The sequence below is a fragment of the Kitasatospora sp. NPDC048722 genome, from assembly GCF_040650235.1.
Taxonomy (GTDB): Bacteria; Actinomycetota; Actinomycetes; order Streptomycetales; family Streptomycetaceae; genus Kitasatospora.
Map to the genome: position 1 here is coordinate 57,395 of NZ_JBEZGX010000035.1, position 19,828 is coordinate 77,222.

Here is a 19,828-nt window from a genome sequence, read left to right on the forward strand (position 1 = left end):
AGGCGTGGCGCCCGGTGGCTACCAGGAGGCCCAGGGCAGGCTCCAGCCGCTCAGGCCGTTCGACGGGTCGAGCGTCTCGCTCTTGCTGGAGTTCTTCACGATCACGACGTCGCCGACGATCGAGCCGTCGTAGAACTTGCCCATCGAGGTGGAGTCGCCGCCGCCCTTGACGTCCTTGAGGCCGACGCAGCCGTGGCTGACGTTGTCCTCGCCGAAGGCGTCCGACCAGTAGTTGCCGTGGATGTAGGTGCCCGAGTCGGTGAGGCGCATGGAGTGCGGCACCTGGAGGTCGTACGGCGCGCCGGTCATGCCGGGCAGGGTGCTGGACTGCATCCGCACCACGCCCTCCTTGGACTCGATGACCATGGTGCCGTTCCAGGTCGGGTGCGCGTCCGAGCCGGAGGTGATGTCGATGTCGGAGGACTGGCCGTCCCGCACGACCGTCATCTTGTGGGTCTTGGCGTCGACGGTGGACACCTGCGAGCGCCCGATGCTGAAGGGCTCGTCGCGGTCGCTGCCGTAGACGCCGGGGGCGATCTCGACGCTGCCCAGGCGGTAGTGCACGGTCACCTTGGTGCCGGGCTTCCAGTAGTCGGCGGGGCGGAAGTCCAGCCGGCGGTCGCCGAACCAGTGGCCCTTCACCTCGGTGCCGTTGCTGCTCTCGAAGGTGATGCCCTTGAGGACCGCGTCCTTGTTCTTGACGTCCTTGCTGAAGTTCACCGAGACGATCATGCCGACGCCGTACGTCGCGTTGTTGTCGACGTTGTCGGCGGCCTTGGCCAGCGCCGTCGGGGTCAGCGTGGTGAAGCTGCTGTCGGCCTGCGCCACGACGCCGTTGGCGTCCGCGGCCATCGCGCTCACCTGGTAGGCGGTGCCGACCGCGAGCCCGGCGGACGGGGTCCAGCTGGAGCCGTCGGCGGCGATCGTGCCGGGTATCTCCTTGCCGCTCTTGTCGCTCACCTTGACGGTGGTGAGCTTGCCGCCCGTCGCGCCGACCTTCAGCGCGTCCGGCGCGACGTCGACCGAGCCGGTCTTCGGCTCGATGGACACCACGGCCTGCGACGTCTTCGGCGCCGCGCTCGTGCCGGCCGCCGCCGAGGGAGCGGCGGAGGCCGCGCCGCCCCCGAGGTCGGCCTTGGCCGCGCTCCCGCCGCCGCCGTTGTCGTTGCACGCCGCCGTCAGGACCATCATTCCGCCGACCAGACCGACGGCCATCACCCTGCGTATCGACTTCACGTCGATCCCTCCCTCAAACACCCCGTTCGAACCCAGCGGGCCCGACCAATACACGCGCTGGCCACCGGAAAGGTTGCGCCATTCGAGGGGCTTCGCGCTCGGAAAATGCCGGCGGCCCGACCCCAACGGGTGAGGATCGGGCCGCTCGACGGAAAAGCAGTGACGATACGGGACTACCCGGGCCTATTGCCGGGTAAGTCCTACCAGTTCGCCCAGGCGACGTTCCAACCGCCCAGCCCGTTGGAGGGCGAGACGGTCTTCTCCTTGGTGTTCACGATCTTCACGACGTCGCCGACCATCGAGTCGTTGAAGAACTTCCCGGCGTTCGAGGAGTCGCTGCCGCCCTTCTCGTCGGCCATCGAGATGCAGCCGTGGCTCGCGTTGGACTTGCCGAACGGCGGCGGGCTGGCCCAGTAGTTCCCGTGCACGAACGTGCCGGACGTGGTCAGCCGCATCGCGTGCGGCACGTCCTGGATGTCGTACTCGCCGCCGAGACCGACGGTCTGCGAGTTCATCCGGGTGACCTTCTCCTTGGACATGATCACCATGGTGCCGCCCCAGGACGGCGTCGCGTCCGCGCCCAGCGTGACCGGCACGGTGGTGCTCTTGCCGTCCCGCTCGACGGTCATCTGGTGCGTCTTGGCGTCCGCGGTGGAGATCATCGAGCGCCCGACGGTGAAGGGCTCGTCCTTGTCCACGTCGCCGTAGACGCCCGGCGACACCTCGACGTTCTTCAACCGGTACTTGATGGTGACCTTGGTGCCCGGCTTCCAGTACTCCGCCGGACGGAAGTCCACCCGGCGGTCCCCGAACCAGTGGCCCTTCACCTCGGTGCCGTTGCTGCTCTCGAAGGTGATGCCCTTGACGACGGCGTCCTTGTTCTTGACGTCCTTCGTGAAGTTCACCGAGACGATCATGCCGACGCCGTAGGTGGCGCCGTCGCTGATGTTGTCGTTGGTGGAGACCTTCTTCTCCGGCGTCAGCGTCGTGAACGTCGTGGTGGACGCGGCCACCAGGCCCTCGGCGTCCTTGGCCTGCGCGTTCACCTTGTACGCCATGCCGACGGCGAGCGCCGCCGCGGGCTTCCAGCCGGTGCCGTCCGGGGTGATCGCGCCCTCGACCGGCTTGCCGTCCTTGTCGGTCACCTCGACCGACGTGAGCTTGCCGTTGGAAACGCCCACCTGCAGCGCGTTGCTCGGCGCGACGTCCTGGGCGCCGTCCTTCGGCTCCACGGCCAGCACCGCGGCCGAGGTCTTCGGTGCGGCCTGCGAGGCCGCGGGGGCCGCGGCGCCGTCGGCCGCCGCCGTGCTGCCGCCCGACGCCTTGTCGCCGCCCCCGTTGTCGTCGTTGCAGGCCGCGGTGAGCAGCAGCACCCCGCCCATGGCCAGTGCCACCGCACTCCTGCGTATCGCGGCGCCGGCCGTCGTACCCGTCTTCACGGTTTCTCCCCTCCCGGTATTCACTCACTTGACGCGGCGAGTGCCCCCGCAAGTTGCACCGGACGCCGATCTTTCGCGCCGGGTCGCGGCGCGCCGGAGCAGGATAACCAGGCCGTCCGGGTGAACTCCGGGGGGAGGGGGGTGAAGCAGTCGTGAAGGCTCCCGGGCTAGTGGGACGGGGGCAGCGCACTGCCGGCCACCCACTGGGCCCACGGCAGGTTCCAGTCGTTGAGCCCGTTCTGCGGCGGCACGAAGTCGCCGGCGGAGGCCTTCACCTCCAGCACGTCCCCGGGGATGGTGTGCTCGAACAGCCAGCCCGCCGGGGTGTCCTTGCTCGTCCCGCCCTTGGTGTCGGCGAGGCCGATGCAGCCGTGGCTGGTGTTCGCGGTGCCGAACACCCCGGGATCCGCCCAGTAGTTGCCGTGGATGAAGGTGCCGGAGGCGGTCAGCCGCATCGCGTGCGGGACGTCCTTGATGTCGTACTCGTCGCCCATGCCGACGGTCTGCGAGTTCATCCGGGTCTCCCGGTACTTCTCCGACACCACCAGCACCCCCCGGTAGGTCGAGTGGTCGGGGCTGCCGCCGGACACCTTCAGCACCCGGACCACCTTGCCGCCCGGGCCGGAGCGGACGGTCAGGGTGTGCGCGTCGAGGTCCACGGTGGACACCTGGGCCCGGCCGACCGTGAAGCGCAGGTCCTTGGCCTGGGTGCCGTACTCCCCCGGCGCGCCCTGCACGTCCTTCAGCCGCAGCTCCACCGTGACCTTCGTCCCGGCCGCCCAGTACCGCTGCGGGCGGAAGTCCAGCCGCTGGCCGCCGAACCAGTGCGCGGCCACCGGGACGGGCGGGTCCGCGCTCACCCGGACGGCCCGTTCCACCGCCGCCCGGTCGGTGACCGGACGGCTGAAGCGCAGCGAGACGGGCATCCCGACGCCCACCGTGGAACCGTCCTCGGGGGTGAGGAAGGCGACGAAGGTGTGCGCGCGGGCGACGGTCGAGAACGCCGAGTGCTGGGCAGCCCGCCGGCCCTGCTCGTCCTCGGCGACGGCGTCCAGGGCGTACGCGGTGCCGAGCGGCAGCGGGCCGTCCGGCGTCCACGCGGCGCCGTCCGGGGTGACGGTGCCGGGGACCTCGGTGCCCCTGCTGTCGGCGAGCCGGACGGAGACCAGCCTGCCCTGCGCCACCGTCACCCGCACCGGCCCGTCCGGCGGCACGTCCTGGGCGCCGTCGGCGGGGAGGGCGGCGAGCACCGCCCGGGACGGCGGCGGGGGCGGGGTGTGCGCCCCCGGCGGGGCCCCGTCGTCGGCGGGCGCGGCCGGGGAGCCGCCGCTGCCGCAGCCCGTGAGCGCGGCCAGGCACCAGGCCGCCGCCACCGCCCGCCGCGCCCAAACCCGTCCTCGGCGCCGCATTCCGGGGGCCTCCAGCCGTGTCGTTCCGATATCCGGAACAACGACGAGCCCCGGGGCCGGACACGGCGGCGCGGGCCGGCCGGCGCCCGCCCCCGCGCCGCGCGGGCGCCCCGCGCCGACCCGGGCACCCCGCGGTCCGCACCCTCGGCCGCCATCCGCCGGTAAGCCCCCGTTCAGCCGCTTCCGATCAGTGCAAACCGGGAATGAGGAAGTGCACGGGGTCCGGGACACCCCGGCCAGGGAGGGCACGGCCATGGCGTCAGGGCAGGAGCTGGAAGCCGGTGTGCGGACGCGCGGCGGACGGACCGCCGAGCCACCGTGGCCCGGCGACTGGCAGCCGCTCGGCGCCCGCTTCCGCACCGACCGGCTCGGCGGCCCCGGCACCAACTTCGCGCTCTGGGCGGCCGGCGCCGAGGCCGTCGACCTGTGCCTGTTCGACGAGGACGGCAAGGAGAGCCGGCACCGCCTGACCGAACAGGACTTCCAGATCTGGCACGGCTTCCTGCCCGGTGTGCTCCCCGGCACGCGGTACGGCTTCCGCGTCCACGGCCGCTGGGACCCGTGGACCGGCGCCCGCTGGAACCCCGCCAAGCTGCTCCTCGACCCGTACGCCCGCGCCGTCGACGGCTGTTACACCTCCCACGACGCGGCCAGCGGCGCCGTCCGCAACTGGCCCGAGGCGGACGTCGCCGACACCGTCCGGGACAACCGCGACTCCGCCCGCTACGTGCCCAGATCCGTCGTCGTCCACGACGACGACGACTGGTACGACGACCACCGCCCGAAGACCCCGTGGGCCGAGACCGTCCTCTACGAACTGCACGTCCGCGGCTTCACCATGCGCCACCCCGACGTCCCGCCCCACCTGCGCGGTACCTACGCGGGCCTGGCCCACCCCGCCGCCGTCGCCCACCTGACCCGCCTCGGCGTCACCGCCGTCGAGCTGCTGCCGGTCCACCAGCACGCCAGCGAGGACCACCTCCAGGCCCGCGGCCTCGTCAACTACTGGGGCTACAACACCGTCGGCTACTTCGCCCCGCACGCCGGCTACTCCGCCTCCGGCTCGCGCGGCGGCCAGGTCGGCGAGTTCAAGCGGATGGTCCGCGCCCTGCACGCCGCCGGGATCGAGGTGATCCTCGACGTCGTGTTCAACCACACCGCCGAGGGCGCCGAACTCGGGCCCACGCTCTCGCTGCGCGGCATCGACAACGCCGCCTACTACCGCCTCGCCCCGCACCGCCCGCGCGGCTACGCCGACTACACCGGCTGCGGCAACACCCTGGACACCCGGCGCCCGCAGGTGATCCGGCTGATCACCGACTCGCTGCGGTACTGGGTCACCGAGATGGGCGTGGACGGCTTCCGCTTCGACCTCGCCGCCGCCCTCGCCCGGGCCGGCGACGGCGTCGACATGGAACACCCGTTCCTCGCCGCCGTCTCCCAGGACCCGCTCCTCAGCCGGGTCAAGCTGATCGCCGAACCGTGGGACGTCGGCCCGGGCGGCTACCAGGTCGGCGGCTTCCCCCCGCTGTGGGCCGAGTGGAACGACAAGTACCGGGACACCGTCCGGGACTTCTGGCGCGGTGCCCGCCCGGACGTCCGCGAGCTCGGCTACCGGCTCTCCGGCTCCTCCGACCTCTACCAGCGCGGCGGCCGGCGCCCGTACGCCTCCGTCAACTTCGTCACCGCGCACGACGGCTTCACCCTGCGCGACCTGGTCAGCTACGACCGCAAGCACAACGAGGCCAACGGCGAGGCCAACCGGGACGGCACCGACGACAACCGCTCCTGGAACCACGGCGTCGAGGGCGAGACCGGCGACCCGGACGTCACCGCCCTGCGGCTGCGCCAGCTGCGCAACCTGCTGGCCACGCTGCTGCTCTCCACCGGCGTCCCGATGCTCACCGCCGGCGACGAGTTCGGCCGCACCCAGGGCGGCAACAACAACGCCTACTGCCAGGACAACGAGGTCAGCTGGCTGGACTGGTCCCTGCTGCGCGAGCCGGGCTGGCGGGACCTGTGCGACCTGACCGCCCGCCTGGTGCGGCTGCGCCGCGCCCATCCGGTGCTGCGGCAGCGGGCGTTCTTCTCCGGCCGGGCCGCCGCCCCGGGCGGCCTGCCGGACCTCGCCTGGTTCACGCCGCTCGGCAAGGAGATGACCGAGGCCGACTGGTTCGCCCCGACGGCCTGCCTCGGCATGCTGCTGTCCGGTGCCGCGATGTCCGAACGGGACGGCGCCGGGCGGCCGTTGCGCGACGACAGCTTCCTGCTGCTCCTCAACGCCGGCCACGAACCGGTCGTCTTCACCCTCCCCGGCGAGCCCTGGGCCGCTCCGGAGGCCGCGTACGGAACGGTCGTCGACACGGCCGCCCCGGGCACCGGCGAACCGCACCCGCGGGGGGCCGTCGTACTGGGCGGGCGCTCGCTCCAGCTGCTGCGCGCGCCCGCCCCGGAGTGATCCGGCGCGCGTCAGCCGCGCGCGTGGCCCACCTCGACGTTCTCCAGCACGCCGATCGCGTCCGGCACCAGCACCGCCGCCGAGTAGGAGGCGCTGACCGGGTAGGACGCGATCGCCTTCTCGTCGATGCCCATGAACCGGACGTTCAGCCCGGGCTCGTGCTGGCCGGTTCTCGCCGCACCGCGCCGACAGGGGTGAAAAACCTGATGAGAAATGACGGGAGCTCTGCCTACCCTCACCGCGATGGCCGAGAACCGACAACCCGACGCCCCCGGGACCGCCCACCGCTCCACGGTCCGCTCCCTGCTGCGCCTGTGGCCCTACGCCCGGGCCGTCCGCCGCCGGCTCGCCACCTCCGTGACGGCCGCCGTGCTCGCCATGATGAGCGTCCTCGGCGTGCCGATCGTGCTCGGCCGGATCGTGGACGGACCCCTGGCCCGGCACGACCTCGCCGGGCTCTGGCCGCTGGTCGGCCTGCTGCTGCTCCTCGGCCTGGTCGAGGCCGGCCTGTTCTACACCCGCCGGGTGGTCCTGGCCCGCCCGCTGGCCGGGCTTGAGACGGCCATGCGCGGCGACCTCTTCGCCAAGCTCCAGCGGCTGCCGGTCTCCTTCCACGAACGGTGGGGATCCGGCCAGTTGCTCTCCCGGGCCACCGCCGACATGTACACCATGCGGCTGTTCCTGGCCTTCCCGCTGGTCTTCCTCATCGTCAACTCGGTGATGTTCCTGGCCGGCACGGTGGTGATGTTCACCCAGGACTGGCGGCTCGCCCTGATCGTCCTGCTGCCCGCCGCACCGCTGTTCGTGCTCACCCGGCGCTTCGAGTCCGGCTACTCCGGCGCCGCCCGGCTCGCCCAGGACCAGAACGGCGACCTCGCCACCGTGGTCGAGGAGTCCGTCCTCGGCATCCGCATCCTCAAGGCCTTCGGCCGCCACCGCTCGATGCACGAGCGGTTCCGCGCCCAGTCCCGGCTGCTGCGCCGCACCGAGCTGCGCAAGGCCCACCTGCTGGCGAACCTGTGGTCGGTGATCGTCGGCCTGCCGGAGATCGCCCTCGGCTGCGCCCTCGCCGTCGGCGCCTACCTGGTCGCCCACGACCAGCTCAGCGCCGGCACCCTGGTCGCCTTCCTCTCCACCGCGCTCGCGCTGCGCTGGCCGGTCGAGTCCCTCGGCTGGCTGCTCGCCTACGCCAACGAGGCCGCCACCGCCACCGACCGCTTCTTCGAGGTCCTCGACGAACCCGAGGAGGACGACCCGGGCACCGCCACCGGGCTCGGCGCCACCCCGGACGGCATCCGCCTCACCGGCGTCCGCTTCCGCTACCCCGACGCCCCCGACGGCACCCCCGACCTGCTCCGGGGCATCGACCTGCACGTGCGCAGCGGCGAGACGATGGCCCTGGTCGGCGCCACCGGCAGCGGCAAGACCACCCTCACCGCCCTGCTCCCCCGCCTGTACGAGGCCACCGGCGGCACCATCACGCTGGACGGCCGCGACATCCGCGACCTGCCCAGGGAACGACTGCGCGAGCTCGTCGCGGTGGCCTTCGAGGAGCCCACCCTGTTCTCGGCGACCGTCCGGGAGAACGTCCTGATGGGCGCCCCCGGCGCGGGCGAGGACCGGCTGCGCTCCGCGCTCGCCACCGCCCAGGCCGGCTTCGTCGACAAGCTCCCGGCCGGGGCGGACACCGAGGTCGGCGAACAGGGCCTCAGCCTCTCCGGCGGCCAGCGCCAGCGTCTCGCCCTGGCCCGCGCGGTCGTCGGCGACCCGGCCTTCCTCGTCCTCGACGACCCGCTGTCCGCCCTCGACGTGCACACCGAGGCCCTGGTCGAACGCGCCCTGCGCGAGGTCCTCGCCGGCACCACGGCCCTGGTGGTCGCCCACCGCCCCAGCACCGTGCTGCTCGCCGACCGGGTCGCGGTGCTCGCGGACGGCCGGATCGAGGCCGTCGGCACCCACCAGGAACTGCTGCGCACCTCCACGCGCTACCGCGAACTGATGACGGGCGAAGCCGCCCTGATCCCCGAGGGGAGCACCTCCCGGTGACCACCACAGCCGAACCCTCCGTCGAACCGGCCGACCCCTCAGGCCCCGCCGCCGAGGAGGAGCTGCCGCCTCCGCCGGGGGACGAGGAGGACATCCCCGTCCCACCCGGTGCGCCCCGGGCGCTGCTGCGCTCGCTGCTCGGCCCGCACCGGGCCAGGATCGCCATCGCGATGGTGGTGATCCTCGTCCAGCAGGCCGCCCTGCAGTCCGGCCCGCTGCTGGTCGCGGTGGCGATGGACCGCGGCATCCCGGCACTGCGCGAGAACGACGCCGGACCGCTGATCGCGGTGATCGCCGCCTACCTGTGCTTCGCCCTGCTCAGCCCGCTGCTGCAGTGGGTGTTCATCAAGATCAGCGCCCGGGTCAACCAGGACATCCTGCTGGAGCTGCGCGGCCGGATCTTCCGGCACGCCCAGCGGCTCAGCCTGGACTTCCACGAGCGCTACACCTCGGGCCGGATCATCTCCCGCGCCACCAGCGACATCGACGCCCTGCGCGAACTGCTCTCCGAGGGCCTCCAGGAGCTGCTGACCGTCTTCCTGTCGGTCTGCTACATCTCGGTGCTGCTCATGGTGCTCGACTGGCGCCTCGGGCTGGCCTCGCTGGCCGCCCTGGTGCCGCTCGGCCTGATCGCCCGCTCCTTCCGCACCCGCTCGCGCCGGGTCTACCGCCGCTCGCGGACCTCCGCCGCCTCGATGATCGTCCGCTTCACCGAGACCATGAACGGCATCCGCCCGGTGCAGGCCTTCCGCCGCGAGAAGGCCAACGACGCGGCCTTCGCCGTGGTCAACCAGCGCTCCGCCACCGCGACCGCCGACGGCCTCCTGGAGCTCGCCCGCTACGTCGGCCTCTCCCGCACCACCGCCAACGTCTGGACGGCCGGCGTGGTGCTGCTCGGCGGCCGGCTGGTCGTCGACGGCACGCTGGAACTCGGTGTCCTCACCGCCTTCCTGCTCTACCTGCGCCGCCTGTTCGACCCGATCGACCAGCTCGCGATGTTCCTCAACAGCTACCAGTCGGCCGCCGCCGCACTGGAGAAGATCGCCGGCCTGCTCGCCCACGAGCCCACCGTCGCCGAGCCGGCCGAGCCCGCCGAACTGCCGCAGGCGGCCCGCAAGGGCCGCGAGGTCGCCTTCGAGGGGACGCGCTTCGCCTACCGCACCGGCAAGGAGGTGCTGCCGCGCTTCGACCTGGTGATCCCCGCCGGACAGACGGTGGCCGTGGTCGGCGCGACCGGCGCGGGCAAGTCGACGGTGGCCAAGCTGCTGGCCCGCTTCTACGACCCGACCGAGGGCCGGATCCGGCTGGACGGCGTCGACCTGCGCGACCTCGCCACCCCCGAACTGCGGCGCGGGGTGGTCATGGTGACCCAGGAGTCCTTCCTGTTCTCCGGCACCGTCGCCGAGAACATCGCGATCGGCCGCCCCGGCGCCACCCGCGCGGAGATCGAGCAGGCCGCCCGGGACATCGGCGCGTACGAGTTCGTCGCCGCGCTCCCGGACGGCTTCGACACCGACGTGCGCAAGCGCGGCGGCCGGATCTCCGCCGGGCAGCGCCAGCTGGTCGCCTTCGCCCGCGCCCTGCTGGCCGACCCGGCGGTGCTGATCCTGGACGAGGCGACCAGCTCGCTGGACGTCCCCGGCGAGCAGGCCGTCCAGCGGGCCATGCGCACGGTGCTGGCGGGCCGGACGGCCGTGATCATCGCGCACCGGCTCTCCACCGTGGAGATCGCCGACCGCGTCCTGGTGATGGACCAGGGCCGGATCGTCGAGGACGGCGGCCCGCAGGAGCTGATCGCCGGCGCCGGCCGCTTCGCCGAACTGCACAAGGCCTGGCGGGACAGCCTGGTCTGAGCCGTCCCGTCGCGGCCCGGCCCGCCCCGAGCGGAAGGGCGCGCCCGGAGGCGGGCGGGCGACTATCTGAGCAGGCCCGCGTCCATCCCGGCCGACTCGGCGGGCAGGGCGACCAGCCCCGGCTCCGCCGGGGAGGCCAGCCGCGGGTGGGACGGCAGCACCCGGACGGTGTAGCCGAACGGGCCGGTCCTGGACAGCTCCAGCGAGCCCTCGTACCGCGTCCGCCCGTCCAGGTCCGGGCCGCCGACCGGCTTGAGCGCGAGCAGGCCGGCGTCCGAGATGCCGTCCGTCTCGTCCACCCGGCCGGACACCACCTGTACCTCGACGTCGCCCGGCTCCAGCGCGCCGAGCGCGACCTGCACCCGCAGCGCCAGCGAGCTGCCGAGCTCCTGCGCCTCGGCCGGGCAGTCCGCCTCGACGTGCTCGACCCGGACGGCCGGCCAGGCCTCGCGGACCTTCGCCTTCCAGGCCGCCAGCTCGCGGGCGCCCTCGCCCGACCCGGCCGCCAGCTCGCGCTGGGCGAGAGCCGCCGGCGCGTACAGCCGCTCGACGTACTCACGGACCATCCGGCCGGCCAGCACCTTGGGGCCGAGGGTGACCAGGGTGTGCCGGACCATCGCGATCCAGCGGTGCGGCAGCCCGTCCGCGCCGCGGTCGTAGAAGCGCGCGGCGACCTGCTCCTCGATCAGGTCGTAGAGCGCCGCGGCCTCGATGTCGTCGCGCCGCTCGGCCTCGCCGCTCTCCGGGTCGAGCACGCCGCCGGCGTCGTCCGCCGTGGGGATCGCCCAGCCGTTCTGGCCGTCGTACCACTCGTCCCACCAGCCGTCCAGGACGGACAGGTTGAGGCAGCCGTTGAGGGCGGCCTTCATTCCGGAGGTGCCGCAGGCCTCCAGCGGGCGCAGCGGGTTGTTGAGCCAGACGTCGCAGCCCGGATAGAGGTGCCGGGCCATGGCCATGTCGTAGTCCGGCAGGAAGACGATCCGGTGGCGGACGGCCGGGTCGTCGGCGAAGGCGACCATCTGCTGGATCAGCCGCTTGCCGCCGTCGTCGGCCGGGTGGGCCTTGCCGGCGACGACGATCTGCACCGGGCGGGTCGGGTGCAGGAGCAGGGAGCGCAGCCGGTTCTGGTCGCGCAGCATCAGGGTGAGCCGCTTGTAGGAGGGCACCCGGCGGGCGAAGCCGATGGTCAGGACGTCCGGGTCGAGCACCGAGGAGACCCAGCCGAGCTCGGCCTCGCCCGCGCCGCGCTGGCGCCAGGAGGTGCGCAGCCTGCGGCGGGCCTCGTCGACCAGCTGGGCGCGCAGGCTCCGGCGCAGGTCCCAGATCTCGGCGTTGCCGATCCGCTCCAGGCCGGTCCAGCGCTTGGCGTCGCCGCTGGTCATGGCGTCCTCGGCGCGGTCGGCGCCGATCTCGGCGGCGCCGAGGCGCACGACGGCCGGGTCGATCCAGGTGGCGGCGTGGACGCCGTTGGTGACGGAGGTGATCGGGACCTCGGCCGGGTCGAAGCCGGGCCACAGGCCGTTGAACATCGCCCGGCTGACCTCGCCGTGCAGTGTGGAGACGCCGTTGGCGCGCTGGGCGAGCCGCAGGCCCATGGCGGCCATGTTGAAGAGCTTCGGGTCCCCGCCGGGCCAGGTCTCGGCGCCGAGCGCGAGCACCGGCTCGACCGGGACGCCGGGCAGGGCGGCGTCGCCGGAGAAGTGCCGGGCGACGAGGTCGCGGTCGAAGCGGTCGATGCCGGCCGGGACGGGCGTGTGGGTGGTGAAGAGGGTGCCGGCCCGGACGGACTCCAGGGCGGCGGCGAAGTCGGGGCCGGCGCCGTCGGGGCCGGCGGTGTCGGGGCCGGCCGTGCCGGCGGCGACGAGTTCGCGGATCCGCTCGACGCCGAGGAAGCCGGCGTGGCCCTCGTTGGTGTGGAAGACCTCGGGGGCCGGGTGTCCGGTGAGGCGGCAGTAGACGCGCACGGCCCGGACGCCGCCGATGCCGAGGAGCATCTCCTGGAGCAGCCGGTGCTCGCTGCCGCCACCGTAGAGGCGGTCGGTGACATCGCGTTCGGCGGGCGAGTTCTCCTCGGTGTCGGAGTCGAGGAGGAGCAGCGGGACGCGGCCGACCTGGGCCTTCCAGATGTGCGCGGCGAGGGTCCGGCCGCCGGGCAGGGCGAGGTCGACCCGGCAGGGGGTGCCGTCGGCCTCCCGGAGCAGGCTGACCGCGAGTTCGTCCGGGTCGAGCAGCGGGTAGCGCTCCTGCTGCCAGCCGTCCCGGTCGAGGGACTGCCGGAAGTAGCCGTGCCGGTAGAACAGCCCCACGCCGATGATCGGGACGCCGAGGTCGCTGGCGGCCTTGAGGTGGTCGCCGGCCAGGATCCCGAGCCCGCCCGAGTACTGGGGCAGTGCGGCGGCGATGCCGTACTCGGGCGAGAAGTAGGCGACGGCGGCGGGCAGCGGGGTGCCGCCGCCCTCCTGGGCCTGGTACCAGCGCGGGCCCGCGAGGTAGTCGCGCAGGTCGTCGGCGAGGTCGCCGAGGCGGCGCAGGAAGCGCCGGTCGGAAGCGAGTGCGGCGAGCCGGGCGGCCGGGACCTCCCCGAGCAGCCGCACCGGGTCCTCGCCGGTCGCGGCCCAGACCTCCGGGTCCACGGACCGGAAGAGGTCCCTGGTCTCGGGGTGCCAGGACCAGCGCAGGTTGAGGGCCAGCTCGTGCAACGGCTGGAGTTGTTCGGGCAGGACGGTGCGGACGGTGAATCTGCGGATTGCCTTCACGGCGTGAAGCGTAGCCCCGACGGCCGTCATGACAGTGCGTCAAGCGGGCTATTGGGCATCCGTTCGGCCTATTGATGAGATCGCATTCGGCGCATTGGGCTGCACGGGGGGCGCGCGAGGCGCACTTTCCGGGGGCTCGCGCTACCAAAGCGTGAACACTGCGGAACGGCCCCATTTCCGATCGCTCATCCGCCCCGGACAAAGCCCGAAACTACTGTCGTACCGCTGCGAAAGTCCGGTCCGCGGTGCGAGTATGAACCGAGGTCGTTGATGCTGTGGGGAGTGCGGCGACGGGTGGCGCCCCCCTTGAAGCAGCACGTCCGAATCCTTTTCGCGTTGATCGTTCCTCGTCGTCCTTAGCCCATTCGGCGCCCACGGCGCTCCGGCGCGTGTCCTCGTACTCGGTCGGCTCGTTCACGGGTCGACCGGGTCGCCCAGGGGCGTGCCCCCGGAGGCGTGCGCCGGGACGCGCGCGGGCTCCGGGGCGTCCCGCCACGGGCCGGGCGGGCGCCGGGCAGGTTGCCGGGGACGGCGGCGCGGGCAGGCTCTCGGTCGCACGTCCTCCCCACCCAGCAGTCCTCCCGGTACTCCCCCGGCCCGCCCCCGGCGCCAGCGGGAGCTGCCGCCGATCTCGGGCAGGAGCTTGGCATGCACGGCGACACGCGGGACCAGTCCACACCGGTGGCCGACACCTTCGACGCAGCGGTCGCGGAATCCGCCGGACGGATGGATTCTGACACTCGGACGGATACGGCGATGCCGGCGCCCCGGGCGGCCGGAGCGGCCCGTCCCCCGCACTCCGGACCCGAGCACGCCTCACCCGGGCAGCCCTCGTCCGAACACCCCTCTCCGCTCGAACACTCCGAGCCCGAGTCCTCCGCAGCGGCCCGACAACCAGGGGCCGCCGAGAGCCGGACCACGGCACCGCGCAGGCGCACCACCACGCGCCGCACCGCCACCGCCGGGTCCACCGCGCCGTCCGCCACCCCGGGGGCCGGTGCCGCGGCGCCGGGTGCCGCCGCGAAGGCCGGTGCGAGGTCCGGTGCCGCGAAGGCGGGCGCCGCGAAGGCCGACGCCCCGCCGCGCAAGGCGCCCGCCCGCAAGACCGCCGCCGGCAAGACCGCCGCCCGAAAGACAGAGAGCGACACCGTGATCGGCCGCATCCCCGTCCTGGACGTCAGCCCGCTCGTCGACTCCGGCCGCCGCCCGGCCAAGGCCGTCGTCGGCGAGACCTTCCCGGTCACCGCGACCGTGTTCCGCGAGGGCCACGACGCCGTCAACGCCAACGTCGTGCTGCGCGACCCGCGCGGGCGCAGCGGCCCGTGGACCCCGATGCGCGAGCTCGCCGAGGGCACCGACCGCTGGGGCGCGCACGTCACCCCGACCGCGCCGGGCCGCTGGTCGTACCTGGTCGAGGCGTGGAGCGACCCGATCGCCACCTGGCGCAGGACGGCGTCGGTCAAGCTCCCCGCCGGGATGGACACCGCGCTCGTCCTGGAGGAGGGCGCCCGCCTGCTGGAGCAGGCCGCGGCCGGCGTGCCGAAGAAGGAGGGCCGCGCGCACGTGCTCGCCGCCGCCGACGCGCTGCGCGACCCCGGCCTGCCGCCGCTGTCCCGGCTGGCGGCCGCGCTCGCCCCCGAGGTGCTGGAGCTGCTCGCCCGGTACCCGCTGCGCGAGTTCCTGAGCGCCTCCCGCCCGCTGCCGCTCCAGGTGGACCGCGAGCGCGCCCTGTTCGGCTCCTGGTACGAGTTCTTCCCGCGGTCGGAGGGCGCCGTGGTGGACCCGAACGGCGTCGAACCGCCGCGTTCGGGCACCCTGCGCACCGCCGCCGAGCGGCTGCCCGCGATCGCCGCGATGGACTTCGACGTGGTCTACCTCCCGCCCGTCCACCCGATCGGCCGCGCCTACCGCAAGGGCCCGGACAACACCCTGACGGCCGGTCCGCACGACGTCGGCTCGCCCTGGGCGATCGGCTCCCCCGAGGGCGGCCACGACGCCGTCCACCCGGACCTCGGCACCATCGAGGACTTCGACCACTTCGTCGCCGAGGCCCGGGCGCTGCACCTGGAGGTGGCGCTGGACTTCGCCCTCCAGTGCTCCCCCGACCATCCGTGGGTGAACAAGCACCCGGAATGGTTCAACCACCGCGCCGACGGCACCATCGCGTACGCCGAGAACCCGCCGAAGAAGTACCAGGACATCTATCCGATCAACTTCGATCAGGACATGGATGGAATCGTCAAGGAAACCGTCCGAATCCTGCGTTTCTGGATGTCCCACGGAGTGCGGATCTTCCGGGTCGACAACCCGCACACCAAGCCGGTGCTGTTCTGGGAGAAGGTGCTCGCCGACATCGCCCGCACCGACCCCGACGTCGTGTTCCTGGCGGAGGCCTTCACCCGTCCCGCGATGATGCACACCCTCGGGAAGATCGGCTTCCACCAGTCGTACACGTACTTCACCTGGCGCACCACCAAGCCGGAACTCACCGATTACCTCACCGAACTCACCGGTGACGCGGCCGCCTACATGCGGCCCAACTTCTTCGCCAACACCCCCGACATCCTGCACGCCTACCTCCAGCACGGCGGCCGGGCCGCGTTCGCCGTCCGCGCCGTGCTCGCCGCCACGCTCTCCCCCACCTACGGCATCTACGCCGGGTTCGAGCTGTACGAGAACGAGCCGGCCCACCCCGGCTCGGAGGAGTACCTGCACTCGGAGAAGTACGAGCTGCGCCCGCGCGACTGGAACCGCACCGACACCCTCGCCCCGCTGCTCACCGTGCTCAACCGGCTGCGCCGGCGCCACCCCGCCCTGCGCCAGCTGCGCGACCTGCGCTTCCACCCCACCGACAACGACCAGGTGATCGCCTACTCCAAGACCGCGACCACGCCGGAGGGCCTGACCGACCAGGTCATCACCGTGGTCAACCTCGACCCGCACCACGTCCAGGAGGCCACCGTCACGCTCGACGGCGACGGCCCGTTCGCGGTGCACGACGAGCTCACCGGCGCCGTCTACACCTGGGGCCGGCACAACTACGTCCGGCTCGATCCCTCAGCCGAGCCGGCTCACCTCCTCACGGTTCGGAGGAACCCAGCGTGACAGTGAACGAGCCCGTCCCCGACACCTTCCCCGAGACCTCGAAGAAGAACCTGGACCCCGAGTGGTTCAAGCGTGCGGTCTTCTACGAGGTGCTGGTGCGGTCCTTCCAGGACAGCAACGGCGACGGGGTCGGGGACCTGAAGGGGCTCACGGCCAAGCTCGACTACCTCCAGTGGCTCGGCATCGACTGCCTCTGGCTCCCCCCGTTCTTCGCCTCGCCGCTGCGCGACGGCGGGTACGACGTGGCGGACTACAAGTCGGTGCTGCCCGAGTTCGGCGACCTCGGCGACTTCATGGAGTTCGTGGACGCCGCGCACGCCCGCGGCATGCGCGTGATCATCGACTTCGTCATGAACCACACCAGCGACCAGCACCCGTGGTTCCAGGCCTCCCGTGCGGACCCCGACGGGCCGTACGGCGACTTCTACATGTGGGCCGACGACGACAAGCGGTACCCGGACGCCCGCATCATCTTCGTCGACACCGAGACCTCCAACTGGACGTACGACCCGGTCCGCAAGCAGTACTTCTGGCACCGGTTCTTCTCTCACCAGCCGGACCTCAACTACGACAACCCCCGCGTCCAGGACGAGATGATCGCCGGGCTGCGGTTCTGGCTCGACCTCGGCATCGACGGCTTCCGGCTGGACGCGGTGCCCTACCTGTTCGCGCGCGACGGCACCAACTGCGAGAACCTGCCGGAGACCCACGAGTTCCTCCGGCGGGTCCGCAAGGAGATCGACGCCGACTACCCCGACACCGTGCTGCTCGCCGAGGCCAACCAGTGGCCCGAGGACGTCGTCGACTACTTCGGCGACTTCGCGGCGGGCGGCGACGAGTGCCACATGGCGTTCCACTTCCCGGTGATGCCGCGGATCTTCATGGCGGTGCGGCGCGAGTCCCGCTACCCCGTGTCGGAGATCCTCGCCAAGACCCCGCACATCCCGTACGGGTGCCAGTGGGGCATCTTCCTGCGCAACCACGACGAGCTGACCCTGGAGATGGTCACCGACGAGGAGCGCGACTACATGTACGCGGAGTACGCCAAGGACCCCCGGATGCGCGCCAACGTGGGCATCCGGCGTCGGCTCGCCCCGCTGCTGGAGAACGACCGCAACCAGATCGAGCTGTTCACCGCCCTCCTCCTCTCGCTGCCCGGCTCGCCGGTGCTCTACTACGGGGACGAGATCGGCATGGGCGACAACATCTGGCTCGGCGACCGGGACGGCGTCCGCACCCCGATGCAGTGGACCCCGGACCGCAACGCGGGTTTCTCCTCCGCCGACCCGGGCAGGCTCAGTCTGCCGCCCATCATGGACCCGGTGTACGGCTATCAGGTGACCAACGTCGAGGCGCAGCAGAGCAGTTCGAGTTCACTGCTGCACTGGACGCGTCGCATGATCGAGATCCGCAAGCTCAACCCGGCGTTCGGCCTGGGCACGTACACCGAACTGCCCTCCAGCAACCCCGCGGTGCTGGCCTTCGTGCGGGAGCACGAGGGGGACCTGGTCATGTGCGTGAACAACTTCTCGCGGTTCGCACAACCGACCGAACTGGACCTGCGGCAGTACGGCGGACGCTACCCGGTCGAGCTGATCGGCGGAGTGCGCTTCCCCTCGATCGGCGAGTGGCCGTACCTGCTCACCCTGGCAGGCCACGGCTTCTACTGGTTCCAGCTCCGGCAGCCCCCGCGACTGAGCGGGACCAGGCGGTCGAAGTAACGATCCGCCGCACCGGCCCCGACCGCACCACCAGACCCTCGGGGGGCGCGAGTTGCACCCGCGCGCCCCGGGGTCCTCCGCCCCGCGGCGCCCCCGGCGCCGCGTACGGAGAACAGCCCAACGGCCACCCACACGAAGGCGTGACACCTGAGCCCCGCTCGCGTGCCGCCACCGCCGCGCCGCCGAAATCCGGAAGACTGACGGACCCGGCCAGACCCGTCGGGCAGTCGGCCCGCTTCCGGGGAAAGGGAGTCATGTCCGAAACCTCCCGTTCTCAAGCCCATGTGCAGCACGACACCCCGGCCGGCCCCGCCGCGCCGGCGGGCGCGCGGAGCACCGGGCTCCGGAGAACCGCCCTGGGGGTCAGCGAACTCGTCCAGGCGGCCCTGCCGCTGATCGCCGAGTGGCTCCCCACCCAGCGCTGGTACGCCGGGAAGGGACGGCCCATCACCGGACTCACCCCGGTGGTCGGAACCCCGCTGCAGGTCGGCGACCCGGCCCTGCTGCACCTCCTGCTGCGGGTCGAGCACGCCACGACGGCCGGCGCCCCGCACGGGGACGTCTACCAGCTCCTCCTCGGCGTCCGCTCCGAGCGCCCCGCCGACATCGAGCCGGGCGCCGTGCTCGGCCGGCTCACCCACGGCCCGTACGACGGCGCGACGCTCTACGACGCCGTCCACGACCCGGAGCTCACCGGGCGCCTGCTGGAACACCTGGCCACCGGCGACCGCTTCGGCTCGCTGTCGTTCCGCCGCACCCCCGGCTCCGGCCTGCCCACCACGATCCCCGGACGCGCCTCCACCGCCGAGCAGTCCAACAGCTCGGTCATCTACGGCACCTCCTACATCCTCAAGCTCTTCCGCCGCGTCCACCCCGGCACCAACCCCGACCTCGAACTCTCCCTCGCCCTCTCCCGGGCCGGCTCCACCCGCATCCCGCGCGTCGCGGCCTGGTTCGAGAGCCGGATGGAACGCGCCGAACCCGCCACCCTCGGTCTGCTCCAGCGCTACCTGCCGGACGCCGAGGACGGCTGGGAGCTCGCCCTCGACCAGGTGGGCCGGCTCAAGGGCGACCCGTCCCCCGGCAACTTCGCGATCGAGGCCCACCGGCTCGGCCGGGCCACCGCCGAGGTGCACCGGGTGCTCGCCCGCTCGATGCCCGTCGCCCGCCTCGACCGCGCCCAGACCCGTCAGCTCGCCACCGCCATGGCCGACCGCCTCGACAGCGCCGTCGCCGCCGTCCCCGGCCTGATGCGCTACCGGGCCGCCCTGCGCAGCGCCTTCCAGCAGCTCGCCGACGCCCACCCGGACGGCCTTCCGGTCCAGCGCATCCACGGTGACCTGCACCTCGGACAGGCCATGCGCACCCCGCACGGCTGGGTCCTGCTCGACTTCGAGGGCGAGCCCGCCAAGTCCGTCAACGAGCGCCGCGAACCGCAGCCCGCCCTGCGCGACGTCGCCGCGATGCTGCGCTCCTTCGACTACGCGGCGGCCCACCTCCTCGCCGGCGGTCCGGTCGACCCCGAGCTCGCCCACCTCGCCGCCGCCTGGGCCCAGCGCAACCGCACCGCCTTCTGCGCCGGGTACACCGCCGGGGGCGGCGTCGACCCGGCGGCCTCGCCGGAGCTGATGCGGGCGCTGGAGATCGACAAGGCGGTCTACGAGGTCGTGTACGAGGCCCGGCACCGGCCGAGCTGGCTGCCGATCCCGCTGGCCGCGATCAACCGGCTCGCCCTGACCGTGTGATCCCCCGCTCGTACCGCCCGCAGGAGTTCGCCCACACCCCCCGCCGCAGGAGGACCCCGC

General features: G+C 72.8%; 10 protein-coding genes and 1 pseudogene. 6 read left to right on the forward strand and 5 right to left on the reverse strand.

Going from position 1 to position 19,828, the window contains the following annotated elements:
* Window positions 1–18: 18 nt before the first annotated feature.
* From AB0C76_RS24650 to AB0C76_RS24660, 3 genes are all read right to left on the reverse strand, one after another.
* Window positions 19–1,236, reverse strand: coding sequence for an Ig-like domain-containing protein (locus AB0C76_RS24650; RefSeq protein WP_359969352.1), 1,218 nt, complete (start codon window positions 1,234–1,236; stop codon window positions 19–21).
* 200 nt (window positions 1,237–1,436) lie between these two features.
* A complete protein-coding gene (locus AB0C76_RS24655; RefSeq protein WP_359969354.1) occupies window positions 1,437–2,675 on the reverse strand; it encodes an Ig-like domain-containing protein in 1,239 nt (412 codons plus the stop codon).
* Window positions 2,676–2,842: 167 nt separating this feature from the next.
* On the reverse strand, window positions 2,843–4,084 hold the full coding sequence (locus AB0C76_RS24660) for an Ig-like domain-containing protein (RefSeq protein WP_359969357.1): 1,242 nt from the start codon (window positions 4,082–4,084) through the stop codon (window positions 2,843–2,845).
* A 253-nt stretch (window positions 4,085–4,337) separates the two neighbouring features.
* Here AB0C76_RS24660 and glgX point away from each other — a divergent pair, with 253 nt between their 5' ends.
* Window positions 4,338–6,542, forward strand: coding sequence for a glycogen debranching protein GlgX (gene glgX, locus AB0C76_RS24665; protein WP_359969360.1), 2,205 nt, complete (start codon window positions 4,338–4,340; stop codon window positions 6,540–6,542).
* Between the two features lie 11 nt (window positions 6,543–6,553).
* Here the strand turns inward: glgX and AB0C76_RS24670 are convergent.
* A pseudogene (locus AB0C76_RS24670) lies at window positions 6,554–6,715 on the reverse strand (Crp/Fnr family transcriptional regulator); the annotation flags it as partial.
* Window positions 6,716–6,785: 70 nt separating this feature from the next.
* On the opposite strand from AB0C76_RS24670, the gene AB0C76_RS24675 reads away from it, so the two are divergent.
* Together AB0C76_RS24675 and AB0C76_RS24680 are read left to right on the forward strand one after the other, a co-directional pair.
* Window positions 6,786–8,588 (forward strand): ABC transporter ATP-binding protein, encoded by a 1,803-nt coding sequence (locus tag AB0C76_RS24675; RefSeq protein WP_359969363.1) that lies wholly within the window; start codon window positions 6,786–6,788, stop codon window positions 8,586–8,588.
* Window positions 8,589–8,650: 62 nt separating this feature from the next.
* Window positions 8,651–10,441 carry an ABC transporter ATP-binding protein gene (locus AB0C76_RS24680; RefSeq protein ID WP_359969418.1) on the forward strand — a complete coding sequence of 597 codons (1,791 nt, stop codon included), beginning with the start codon at window positions 8,651–8,653 and terminating at the stop codon, window positions 10,439–10,441.
* Between the two features lie 62 nt (window positions 10,442–10,503).
* On the opposite strand, the gene glgP is transcribed toward AB0C76_RS24680, so the two are convergent.
* Window positions 10,504–13,197, reverse strand: a complete 2,694-nt coding sequence (gene glgP / locus AB0C76_RS24685) for an alpha-glucan family phosphorylase (RefSeq protein WP_359969365.1) — start codon at window positions 13,195–13,197, stop codon at window positions 10,504–10,506.
* A gap of 1,149 nt (window positions 13,198–14,346) precedes the next feature.
* On the opposite strand from glgP, the gene AB0C76_RS24690 reads away from it, so the two are divergent.
* The 3 genes from AB0C76_RS24690 to AB0C76_RS24700 all read left to right on the forward strand — a co-directional run bounded on the left by AB0C76_RS24690 (window position 14,347) and on the right by AB0C76_RS24700 (window position 19,768).
* A complete protein-coding gene (locus AB0C76_RS24690) occupies window positions 14,347–16,302 on the forward strand; it encodes an alpha-1,4-glucan--maltose-1-phosphate maltosyltransferase (protein ID WP_359969421.1) in 1,956 nt (651 codons plus the stop codon).
* Window positions 16,299–18,023 carry a maltose alpha-D-glucosyltransferase gene (gene treS, locus AB0C76_RS24695; protein WP_359969368.1) on the forward strand — a complete coding sequence of 575 codons (1,725 nt, stop codon included), beginning with the start codon at window positions 16,299–16,301 and terminating at the stop codon, window positions 18,021–18,023. The genes AB0C76_RS24690 and treS overlap by 4 nt, the downstream gene beginning before the upstream one ends.
* Window positions 18,024–18,277: 254 nt before the next feature.
* Entirely contained in the window at window positions 18,278–19,768 is a 1,491-nt protein-coding gene (locus AB0C76_RS24700) for a phosphotransferase (RefSeq protein WP_359969371.1), read from the forward strand.
* Window positions 19,769–19,828: the final 60 nt, after the last annotated feature.